The sequence below is a fragment of the Paenibacillus sp. J31R122 genome (genome assembly GCF_056269185.1).
Window position 1 is genome coordinate 398,043 of record NZ_JBWDNM010000002.1, and the last position, 12,804, is coordinate 410,846.

The 12,804-nt window shown below is 38.4% G+C and carries 7 protein-coding genes; all 7 read left to right on the top strand.

The genetic code is table 11. The features are described from left to right. Positions 1–148: 148 nt before the first annotated feature. The 7 genes from AC0YN7_RS04965 to AC0YN7_RS04995 all read left to right on the top strand — a co-directional run bounded on the left by AC0YN7_RS04965 (position 149) and on the right by AC0YN7_RS04995 (position 12,773). Positions 149–7,072 (top strand): endo-alpha-N-acetylgalactosaminidase family protein, encoded by a 6,924-nt coding sequence (locus AC0YN7_RS04965; RefSeq protein WP_475808840.1) that lies wholly within the window; start codon positions 149–151, stop codon positions 7,070–7,072. A gap of 66 nt (positions 7,073–7,138) precedes the next feature. Next, entirely contained in the window at positions 7,139–8,185 is a 1,047-nt protein-coding gene (locus AC0YN7_RS04970; RefSeq protein WP_475808841.1) for an S-layer homology domain-containing protein, read from the top strand. Between the two features lie 266 nt (positions 8,186–8,451). Beyond that, a complete protein-coding gene (locus AC0YN7_RS04975; protein ID WP_475808842.1) occupies positions 8,452–9,831 on the top strand; it encodes a carbohydrate ABC transporter substrate-binding protein in 1,380 nt (459 codons plus the stop codon). A gap of 111 nt (positions 9,832–9,942) precedes the next feature. Beyond that, positions 9,943–10,830 (top strand): carbohydrate ABC transporter permease, encoded by an 888-nt coding sequence (locus AC0YN7_RS04980; protein ID WP_475808843.1) that lies wholly within the window; start codon positions 9,943–9,945, stop codon positions 10,828–10,830. A gap of 18 nt (positions 10,831–10,848) precedes the next feature. Continuing rightward, positions 10,849–11,709 (top strand): carbohydrate ABC transporter permease, encoded by an 861-nt coding sequence (locus AC0YN7_RS04985; RefSeq protein WP_475808844.1) that lies wholly within the window; start codon positions 10,849–10,851, stop codon positions 11,707–11,709. Positions 11,710–11,812: 103 nt separating this feature from the next. Continuing rightward, positions 11,813–12,541 carry a hypothetical protein gene (locus AC0YN7_RS04990; protein ID WP_475808845.1) on the top strand — a complete coding sequence of 243 codons (729 nt, stop codon included), beginning with the start codon at positions 11,813–11,815 and terminating at the stop codon, positions 12,539–12,541. Positions 12,542–12,575: 34 nt separating this feature from the next. Next, on the top strand, positions 12,576–12,773 hold the full coding sequence (locus AC0YN7_RS04995; protein WP_475808846.1) for a hypothetical protein: 198 nt from the start codon (positions 12,576–12,578) through the stop codon (positions 12,771–12,773). The last annotated feature ends 31 nt before the right edge of the window (positions 12,774–12,804 follow it).

Sequence of the window (12,804 nt, forward strand, 5' to 3'; positions counted from 1 at the left end):
TATTACATACACCTCGAAAAATATTACATACACCTCGAAAAATATTACATACACCTCAAAAAATAATACATGTAAGTACACTAAGGTAATCTATTAAAATATAAATGTAAGCGTTAACAAAAATCGATATATTGGAGGGTAATATTAGATGAGGAGATTTAAGAATTTGCGTGTTTTTTTATCATTTTTGTTAATCTTTACTTTGTTTTCAAATCTTGGTTTTAAAGTTGAGGCATTAACAATTCCAAATGCCGATTGGAATACAAGTAATTGGAAAGTGCAAAATAGAAATGCGACTACAGATGTAAATTTTACGACAGATCCATTTGTGTCAAAAGCGGCGGATGGTTTTGTATATAACCATTCAATTGCCAAGACTGCAACGACGTACTCGTTAATTTACAACACAGATGCAATTTCATATAAAAATAACGTTACAACTTTTGATTTTTCACAGACTGGAGAATTTTCTGGTCAAGCTAGAATGTTTTTTATGGTGAATTTTAAAGATGGTAATAACTTTGAAAGTATTGGCTTCGGTGGTAGTGATCAAATTCAATACTATACAATGATTAATGGCGCAGCATCTGCTCCTGCTTTAACAAATTTAACAAATATGTCATTAAAATCTGACGGAACAGTGTATCATTTTAAAGTAGTTACGACAGACACAACAATTAGCCTATACAACACTAATGGCAGCACGGATACATTACTTGCAAGTACAAACCGTACTGCAACAAGCTTTTCCCCAAACAGATCTGGTGGCTTTTTAATGTGGGGTGACAATGCTCCTAACAAAGAAGTGACTATCTCGAACATTAAGGTAGCTCCAATAGCAAATTCCAAGATCAATGTGACGGATAAAACTATTGTTAGTACTAATTGGGGAACAACGGATGTTGATATTCCAGTTACTTTGGATACTGGAGATTCCATTGAATCCATAATGGCTGGTAGTACATCACTTACTGCCAATACTGACTACGTAGTTGATTCAAGCAAGAGTAAGATAACAATAAAAGCTTCTTATCTTGCAGCACATTCAAGTGATGACTCTATAACATTAACGATTAATTTTCAAAAATCATTTAGTGGAAGGTTGAACATACATCAAACGTTTCCGAATGTTCAGACTTATTATGAACAGGACTTTAGTGCGCTATCATCTGTACCTAATAATTGGGTGAAAAATAGTGGTAGTGGTAATGGAACAGCTATTATAGAACAAGGCGGACTTCATATTAAAGGTCAAGGGGTTTATGTTGATTCCAATGCACCTGATTTTACTGACGGTGAAGTTGAATATACATTTACTCAACTAAAAGATATGGGTCACTTTGGAGCCATTTTTAGGGCAAGTGGATCGGCGTGGCAATCTATTAGTTTAGGAGAACCAGGTTATAGTGCTTATCACTTACCTTCCTATTATTTTAAAAATAGTGCTGGTGTTAGTAATCAGTTAGATATGGATGGACAACTAATCGCAATACGTGATAAAGACTTTACATTTAAAGTTAGATACATTGGAAACACATTTACACTGTGGATCGATGGACAATATGTGTTCACTGGTACTTCTGGTTCAGCAGCTTCACTTGCTGGAAAAATAGGCTTTAACGCCGTATCAGCGACAAATGTTGTACTTAAAAAAGTCACATATAGAAATGTGCAACCGACAATACCAACTAATGCTATTGAAGGCGATAACAAGACATTAACAAGTGGTAGTTTTAGTGTTGAGGTAGCTCCTGATTTTCCACAAGTTGTTTCATATACACTTAATGGAAATTCACTAGATGGTAATGTTGTTCCCAAAAAATATGTATCGATCAATGGTACAGATTATGCTGCTACAGCAGTAATTAGTGAAAGTAATGCTTCTTCTGTAAAATATAACGTAACGGTACCTATACCAGAAGCGAGCACTCAAGTAACCTTTGACACTGAGTTTTCTGTTACTTCAGATGATAATGGTAATATACTTGATATGAAAATTAATAATATTTATGATGAAAATTATACGGTCAAAACTATTGGCTTTACGGAACAGCCACTTATTTCGGCTCAAAATAGTAATAACGGACAATTTGATGCCGCTACGCGTGCGCTTTCTACATATGGATTAAATAGTGATATTAATGAAGTCCATATGAATCTTACTAGAGGTGATAAGCAGACTTATCCAGCGGATGCAACGATTGCTGTCGTGTCGAATGAGAACCTTTCAGCTACTATGACTAACAATGTAATGAATAACTTAAACGAATTTATATATAAAAGCTTTGAGACAGAAGATGGACATATAAGCACAGGAGCTTGGAGTAATGCATTTGCTTATAAAGACTTCCGTGGTGACCAAATAATGCCGGGTCAAGATTTCTATAGTAAAGTTGTGATTACAGAAGATACAAACGGTGATGCCAAAGTCAATTGGCAAGATGGTCTAAACGCATTAAAACCTTTGATCGCGGGACAAATAAACGGGGCCGATGTAGTTGCAAACAGCGCTATCCACATTGCCTCACCGGGTATATTGCCATTCTTATACATTGGTGACAATATGAAGCGATTTGAAAACTTGTCAGACGGTTTTCCTCAAATCGTGCAAGTTAAAGGCTACCAGAGTCAAGGTCATGATTCAAAACATGCTGATTACGCTGATATAGGAACTAGAAATGGTGGGGCTCCAGATTTCAACAAACTTATCGACATAGCTCAATCATTTAATTCAATTGTAGGTGTACACATTAACTGGACAGAAATATATCCACAAGCAGACTCATATGATAACTCACCAGTTAATGGAGATACATCACATATTGGTAATGTAGCAGATTATAAAGGTTGGCAATGGGATATAGGGACGCAGTCTCATCAAATACGTCGAGATATGGATGCTGCAGGAATGAAAAATCGTCTCAATGACTTTTTTACATTAACCGATGACCATACTGGAATAAATAACGGCTTAAACAATGGCGTAGGATTTGTTTATCTTGATACATTCCCTGGTAGACGACTGGATGCCACTCAGATTGGTCAAACATTGTCTGAAACTCATAATGTTATTGTGGGTACTGAGAATGGAAATGCGTTAGATAAATATGCTGCTTGGGTACATTGGCCAACAATAAATGGTCAGGGTATGCATAGATTTCTTTACAATAATCAGAAAGAAGTATATAGAGAGAGTAGTATATTTGTTGGCGAAAACGTTCATACCAATGATGCCTTCATGATTTGGCAAGGTAAAAATAATATTTCTGAATTTACAAAATGGTTCTATCAACAAATACTTCCGAAAAAATATATTGAGCATTTTGATATTCGTAGTATGAGTGCGACTCAAGCAGATTTGACGGAAGGTGTAAAGGCTACTAATACGGGTACAAGAACTTATTATCTTGATAATAATCCGATTATGATTGGTCAAGATATATTTATTCCTTGGTTTTCAGATTCCAGTACAACAAAAAATCCGAATGAAGCTGCTAAGATATACTACTGGAACACAAGTGGTTCAACTAGAACATGGACACTTCCTCAAAATATGGGCAATCTAGCAACTGTTAAAATTTATAAGAACACGGATACTGGTAAAGTATTTATTAAGGATATCGCTGTTACTAATGGAAAGATCACAATAGGTACGAGTGACGTAGCCGCTAATACTCCTTATGTAATATACCCAGGGACAGCAAACCCACCTATGACAAAGATAACGGAATGGGGAACAGGAAGTCCGGTATTGGATAATAATTTCTTCTCACGAAGTTTTAATTACTGGAATCCTAGCTCAACTTCTGGTGATACATCAAATATTACAATTCAGAATACAAATAATAACTCTGCCAAATTAGTGTTTTCAGGCACTAGTGATGGAAAAGTTACACAGACTATGGTAGGACTTGTTCCCGGGGAAAAATACCGTGCGTCAGTTATGGTTGATCCTCAAGGTGGGAAAATCGGTCGTATTACAGTGACTCAGCCATCAGGTGCTTCTATAAGTAATTATAGTGACTATGCAACAACTACTAATAGTGGGGTTACAATTATTCCTGGTTTAGTGGCTGATTTGATGTATGTTGATTTTTATGCTGATGACTCGACTGCCACGATTGAACTTTCTGCGGATGCAAGCTCAGGTGGTAGTGTTACCTTCTATGCTGTCCGACTAGTTCAGACAGATGTGCCGGATTTGCCAGTTGGTTATGTCTTGTATGAGGATTTTGAGAGTACAACCGATCAAAGTGGGGTTATCTTCCATAACAATGGTCAATATTATTCTGAAAGACATGATCCATACACAACAGATGTAGTCAACGGAAGATTTTCACTTAAGTTAGCGAATCGACAAGTATGGACTCAGCCTACTTCTACAAGGCTTTTACCAAATACAACTTACAGCTTAGAATTGAGTGCATTGTCTGCTGGTACGATAACGGTGTATTCTGCGAAAACACCGAACACAATAATTTCAACAATGCCATTTTCTGCAGGGACGACTTCACACAGTTTTACGACAGATAGTAATAAGGATGCTGTCATTAAAATAACAGGTGGAAGTTCAATTGATGATATTATGGTTTATACATCTGATGATCTAACGCCTCCAACGGTTCCAACAAACTTAGAGGGGACTGAACATTCTGATTTCAGTGTGACGTTGAATTGGACGGAATCAACCGATGATGATAGCTTTGTGAAGCAATATAATATTTACCGCGATAATGTCCTTATTGCGTCAACAAAATCAACAACCTATGTAGATACGAATACAAATCCAACTACATCATATAACTATGCAGTATCTGCTGTTAATGCAGGCAATACAGAAAGTGATCTGAGTGCGCCAATTACAGTAACAACATCTGATGATCTTATTTCTCCAATTGTAACCAGTGCACATTCTGTCAATGCCAACTCAGTAGAAATAATATTCGATAAGCCAGTAGACAGAACTTCAGCTGAGTTAACATCCAATTATGTGATTAGCGGGCTTACGACAATAGCTGCAAGTCTGCAGTCAGACAATCGCACGGTATTACTAACGGTGAACATGCTTGATCTGACAGAGTCTTATTCACTTATCGTTACAGGCATAAAAAACTTAGCTCATACGAATGCACCTAGTGATTCATCCGTAACTATTTCCCCGGCGCTTATACGTTGGTATGCAATGGAATCGGATGCCAACAATATTGCAGTTGATTCTGCTAGTGGTGTTGATGCAAGCATTTCGCCTATACCTTCTTCCTCAAATATTGTTGCAGGGAAGATAGGAAATGCTCTTAAGTTTGCAGGCACTTCAAATAGTCAATCTACTGTTTTGGTTGATCAAAATGCTCTTTATAATGAACAAAACTATACTATTGAAACATGGTTTAACCCATCAACAAACAATACCGGCTTTGGTTCTCAAACCATTGTTTCGAGCATTGTATCCGGAAATGCATCAGCACATGGTATTTGGGCATATATTCCTGGAGGGCAAAGTACGTTAGCTGTAAACTTAACCAGTAAAAACGGTAAAAGCTTTACAGGAACGGCTCCAGCAAACTCCGTTTCCTTAAGCACATGGAATCATTTTGCTATTACTAAGCAAGGAGATACCGTTACTTTATACTTGAATGGGACTGAATTCTATACTACAACGATGTCTGGTCTTGATACAACTGGCATAGACAGACCTTGGAGAATTGGCGGTAATACTAATGGATCTTCAGCCTTACATCCTTTCAGAGGTATGATTGACGAATTGAAAATTTACAACGTAGCACTTAATTCAGCAACGATAGAGAGAAATGCACAATCATCCGTTGATAAGACTTATTTAAATTATTTAATCTTACATGCTAATGCTTTAAATGCTAGCGATTACACTATCGATTCATGGAGTGAAATGCAAACTGCACTTCAAGTAGCGCAAGATGATTCGGCAAGTGTAACTGTTTCACAGTTACAAGTTAACAGCGCTGCTAAAGCATTGGCAGAGGCAATTACAGGATTGATAGATGAAGGCCAGAATATGGCTGATAAAGATGCATTAATCGATCTTATTGCCAATGCAGAATTAATGTACACGAACGAAGAAGATTACACAGAAGATACATGGGCTGCTCTGCAAGAAGCTCTTGTAGCAGCAAAATCAATTGAAGCGGACGTAAATGCTACGCAAGAACAAGTAGATGAAGCGGTAGCTGCGTTAAGTGAAGCAATTGCTGCGATGAAATTTGTCGAAGTTAGGTACAGCCTAATCGCTACAGGAGACGCTAGCGTCATTGGAGGTCAATCCTTTGATGTAACCTACACGTTGAGCAATGTTGCAGAATTCGTGTATGCGCTGGATCAAACGATTCATTATGATCCTACCCAAGTCGAATTCGTTTCCGTCGATGCTTTGCAAAGTGGATTTTCAATCGTCGGCCAGAAAGAAGGAGAAGGTGAGATTCGAATTCTGTTGGCGAGTGCTGGGCCTGGAAGTGCAATAAAGCAAACGGCTCCAGTATTGAAACTGAACTTCAAAGCCAAAGAAGCTAGCCAAAACGTAACGAGCTCCATCTTCTTAACCGACGTAGCCGTTGCAGGTTCAAACGGAATCGAAACGACGGTGGGCAATGGTTCCGCGTACACGATTCAAATTATTGTTGTGAATAAAGCGGCATTACAAGCACTTATTACAAGTGCGCAAGCATCGCATGATGCAGCGGTAGAAGGAGCAGGAATCGGTCAGTATCCTGTTGGTTCGAAAGAGACATTAAAAGCGGCAATTGATCGTGCTAAGGCAGTAGCTAGTCAAGGCGGGGCTACTCAAGATCAAGTGGATCAAGCGATCGCTCAACTAGAGGCAGCGTTGCATGCATTTAGAACTTCCGTGAATGTAGCGGCTCCTGGTGACCTCAATGAAGATGGTAAATTTAGCATTGGTGATCTTGGTCTAATCGCAGCGAGTTATGGAAAGACTTCTGCTGATGAGGACTGGGCTATGTATGAAAAAGCGGATATGAACGGTGATGGTAAGATAGACATCGATGACGTTGCAGCTATTGCAAGATTGATCATGGGCTAACTACAAATGGGGGGGGAGGTGTACTACCTTCTCCCTTATCTTTTTATCGAAAGGATGAATGAATCAATGGTCCGTAAACTACTTTTATGCATCTTAGCTTTGTTACTATACGTGTCCGTCATGCCTCAGAAAGCGGCATTTGCTGAGAAGGCAACTACCTTTTCGTTATCAATCGCCAATGCTAGTCCAAAGATAGACCAAACCTTTCAAGTCAAAGTAAATGGGGAAAATGTTAAAGATTTATACGCCTATGAAATTAATTTAACCTATGATTCGAAGCGACTGAAGTTTGTAAGTTCAGATAGCGGAAAAAAAGGATTTACAGTAGAGCCGATTGTGAAAGGGAATAAGATTCAGTTGGCACATACCCAAATCGGAAAAACAGAGGGTAAGAATGGAAGTGTGACGCTCGCAACATTGACCTTTAGTGCCATTTCTTCGGGATCAGCTGAAATCGCACTTTCAAGCTTGAAGCTCGTCAATTCAAAATTAGAGTCGACGGAAATTACAAGCCGTGCCAACGTGAATGCTGTTGTGAAAAGCGGCAATGGTGGAGGGCCGTCTAACGGTCATTCTATCGTATTCAAAGATATTTCTAGTCACTGGGCGAACGCATCGATCCAAGATGCGATTAAGCTTGGATTCATTACAGGCTATACCGACGATTCGTTCCGACCGAATGCGCAAACGACACGTAGCGAATTTGCGGCCATGTTGAGTCGTACGCTGAAGTTGGAAGGAGAAGGTGTAGAATTAACCTTTGCCGATCTTGAGCAGATTCCAGCATGGGCTAGACCTTTCATTGCTCGTACGACAGCGGCAGGGATTTTACAAGGGTATGGCGATCATACTTTCCAACCGGATCAAAATATTACTCGCACTGAAATGGCGGTCATGATCGTTCGTGCATTGGGACTTAAGGTTGATACGAATGCGAAGACAACGTTTGTCGATGCCGACACGATTGCTGCGTGGGCAAAACCTTATGTAGCTGCTGCTAATGAAGCAGGTATCATTAAAGGTCGAGGGAAGAACCTATTCGCACCGAATGAGAATGCAACGAGAGCAGAAGCGGTAACGATGATCTTGGCGTTGCTTAATTACGGAAAATAATGAACAAAAACTGCCTAAAGCTAACGCTTCGGGCAGTTTTTGGATTAAATTAATACAATGAACAAAAACTGCCTAAAGCTAACGCTTCGGGCAGTTTTTGGATTAAATTAATACTATGAAAATGCAGTAGGGAATTGAGCTTCTCAAAAAATAATACATACACCTCAAAAAATAATCATGTTGTTACACTATGGTAATCCATTAAGATATACCTGTAAGCGTTAACAAATACCAAATCATAAGAGGGTCATTAGGAGGAAATAGTTATGAAAAAAAGCTTCATTATGTTATGTAGTTTGGTCTTAAGTATGAGCTTATTTGCTGGTTGTGGAGGAAATGGTGCTAATTCACCTAGTACTACTGATCCTGTTACTTCGTCTACTGCTGACACAGAAGTCAAGAAACTTGAAGGCGAACTGAATATTGCAGTATTCGAGGGAGGTTATGGCAAGGATTATTGGGAAGCTGTTAAGGTAGCATTTGAGGCGGATTATCCGAATACGAAGATCAATATTTCGGCCAATCCGAAAATTGGAGATATGATTCGACCTCAAATTCTATCTGGTAACTCTCCTGACTTTATTTATTTGTCTTTTGGTGACTCATCTGGTGTACCGAGAGCGCTAGTAATGGATAAAGCTCTTCTTAATCTAACAGAGGTATTTAACGAGAAGGTTCCAGGTGAAGAGGTAACACTTAAAGATAAGGTTATTAATGGTTTGACGGAAACGTTAGATGCAGCTCCTTATGGAGACGGAGAAATCTATATGGCTCCATTATATTATGATGTAACTGGTATGTACTATAACAAGAAATTACTGAATGATAATGGCTGGGAAGTTCCAACTACTTGGGATGAGTTCTATGCACTAGGTGACAAGGCTAAAGAAAAAGGCATTGCATTATATACGTATCAAGGAATTTATCCTTCCTATAATGATGCAATTGTTATACCAATGCTTGCTACTGCAGGTGGAATAGAAGCTATGAATGCGGTCTTCAACTATGAAGATGGAGCATTCGAAAGCGATGCTGCGAAGAAGATGGCCACTGTATTTGAAACGATCGGAAAACAAGGCTATCTAATGGAAGGTACAGTTGGCTTGAACCATACACAAGCTCAAACTGAGTTTCTAAAAGGTAATGTGCTATTTCTCCCTTGTGGAACATGGCTTGAAGGTGAAATGAAGGATGTTGTCCCTGCAGACTTTGAGTTTGGCTTTATGCCACCACCTGCATTCGAGAAAGGACAAACTCGTTATGTAAAAACAAATGTTCAACAAATGTATATTCCTGCAAACGCTAAAAATCCAGAGTTGGCAAAAGAGTTTTTGAAATATCAATATACGGATAAAGCAGTTACGTTAAATGCAGAAAAGGCAGCCGCAATCGTTGCAGTAAAAAATGGAGTAGAAGTAGCTAAACAATATATTCCAGCGTCTTCTTACGAATCCTATAAAATATTCTCTGATGATGTTCTTCCTGCTATGGGACAGTACTTGTTTACAGAGGAAACGGAAATCTCACTTGGTAAAGCTTTGTTTGATCCACTTGGTGAAGTTGTAACAGGTAAAATGACAGCTAATGAGTGGATGGCAAGTGTGGAAAAAGTATCAGATAAGTTAAGAGAAATTGTGATCAAATAATGTTGTAACGTTCAATAAAGTCGAAAGGCTATAATATTGGAGCTATTAATAAATGGACATCAATGTTATAGCCTTTCACTATTTGAAAATATAGGAGATTAGGTAGAGAAGATGAAAAAAACACAAAGAAATCTATTTATGGCCGTATGTACAATTCCTACTATTATTCTTTTTGTTTTTTTTATTGTCGTTCCGACCTGGAATGTGTTTAAGATGTCCTTTTACAAGTCAAGTGGACTTTCTCCTAAATCGACATTCGTAGGATTTAACAACTTTGAACGATTATTTCATGACGGCACTTTTTGGACTGCACTGACCAATAGCTTATTCTTTATCGTAGTGGTAACGGTAATTACAATGAGTTTATCTATGTTTTTTGCAGTAATCTTGACACAAGCAAAGATAAAGGAAAAGAACTTTTACCGTACCATTTTCTTCTTTCCAAATATTTTATCTTTAGTCGTTATTTCGATCTTGTTTGTATATATTTATGATCCTTCCATCGGTATACTAAACTCATTTCTAGAGATGATGCATTTGGGTGAACTAAAGCATGCATGGCTTGGTGAGTCTGGAACAGTATTAGGGGCAATTGCGGGTGTTATGGTATGGCAAGGTGTTGGTTATTACATGGTTATGTATATGGCAGGTATTGATGGCATTCCTGCTGAGCTTTATGAAGCGGCTACAGTAGAAGGGGCTGGGAAAGGACGCCAATTTTTCTCGATTACACTTCCGCTACTATGGGAAATTATTCGTATTACGATTGTATTTTTTATCGGTGCAACGATCAATATGAGCTTTGTTTTTGTCAAGGTTATGACCGCAGGCGGTCCGAATGGAAAGTCAGAAGTATTGCTGAGCTACATGTACAGGCAGGCATTTGAACAATCTAACGTTGGCTATGCAATGGCTGTTGCAGTCATTATATTTATATTCTCCTTTAGCCTCGCCCTATTAAGCAATAAGTTGACCAAAAGAGATGCCATCGAGTATTAGGGGAGAGAGGGAGCAATTATGAAAACAACAAAAGAGAAAAGCAGGCCGATAAAAGATACAATGATGACACAGCTATTACGATTGGTATTATTGATTTTCACGTTTATTGTAGGTTTTCCAATTATTTGGACTTTCTATACTTCAATGAAGACGAGTAAAGACTTTTTATTTAATCCTTGGTCGCTCCCAAGCTCGCTGCATTTTGCGAATTATACCAATGCATTTGAGAAGGCTCAGATGGGAGACCTGTTTTTCAATTCGATCATGATCACAATAGCGGCATTGGCACTGCTGTTGCTCTTCGTTATTCCGACTGCGTATGTTATCGCAAGATTTAATACGTTATATTCAAGGATTTTGCAACTCATTTTTATGATTGGCTTATTTATTGGTGGTACCAATACGATTGTACCTTTATTTATCCAGATGAATAGTTTTAATATGATAGACAATCGTATAGCCTTAACTGTACTTTATTCTACAACACAGTTTGCGTTCTGTATTTATTTATTAATTGGGTTTCTTAAAACACTTCCACGCGATTATGAAGAAGCAGCTAAGATTGATGGTTGTAATGAATTTCAAACGCTGTTCTATGTTATGATACCTCTGATTAAACCAGGTATTGTAACTGTCAGCTTATTCGCATTTATGGGCTTCTGGAACGAATATATTTTAGCGTTCACACTAATTTCAACACCAGATAAAAAGACATTACCTGTTGGAATTGAGAATTTGTTGCAGGTAGCAAAGTATGCAACAGACTGGGGTGCTATGTTTGCTGGCCTAGTGATCGTTATGCTTCCTACAATTATTATTTATTCCTTACTACAAAAAAAGTTAACAGAAGGAATAAGTATGGGTGGAATAAAGGGGTAAGTAAAGTTGGCTTATTTGAGAATACCTATTATAGACCACCGGCTTATAAAGGCGGTGTGTTGTTATAACAAAAAATACATTACTTTATAGTAGTGGATGGCCTATGAAAAATATAGCAATCAAGACCGTACATGTGGTTTTTAAAACACATTTAGATATTGGATTTACAGATTTGGCAGTAAAAGTTGTTGATAAGTATATGAATCAATTCATACCTAAGGCGTTGGATCTATCTGAACAGGCTGTGCGACCTGATGGTTGCTGCGATTTTATATGGACAACAGGCTCTTGGATCATTTGTGAATACTTGAAAAAGGCGGCCTCATCTGATCGTCTGTGGATGGAACAAGCTATTCAGGAAGGACGAATTGCGTGTCATGGATTGCCTTTTACTACGCATACGGAGCTCATAGATCCTACTTTGCTTGAATTTGGATTATCGCTTTCCAAAAGGTTAGATAAGCAATTTGGAAAACAAACGATAGTAGCCAAAATGACAGATGTTCCTGGACATACAATTGCAATGGTTCCTCATCTGGCTAAATTAGGTATTCAATATTTGCACTTGGGCGTAAATCCAGCATCCAAAGTGCCAAATGTTCCTCCATTATTTCGCTGGCAAGTCTCCGATGGGTCTGAAGTGATAGTGAATTATGTTGATGATTATGGAAAACACTGGAGATTGAAGGGTTTGAGGATGTACTTGTTTTCGCCCATACTGGTGATAACTCAGTCAAACTTCTTGTGGAGCTCCCGTGTACTTCACGATTTCAGAAGAAAACCTGAGTTTTGCGACAACGAGATCTTCTGTACTGGAGCTTGTATATCTTAGTTTCTAATATGCATTTGACAAGTCATGTGATCATTTGGATATCACGCTGCAGTGGAAGGACAAAAAAGCATTCAGATTACCAGAAGCTGCTTGGCTATCCATGAATCTGCTTGTGGATAATCCAAACAACTGGGAGCTAGGAAAAATGGGAGAATGGATATCTCCGTTATTCGTTGTCAAAAATGGCAATCGCAATATGCATGCTGTTAACGAAGGGGTGAAATATCAATGAACCGATGGACATGTACGGATGACGACTTGGG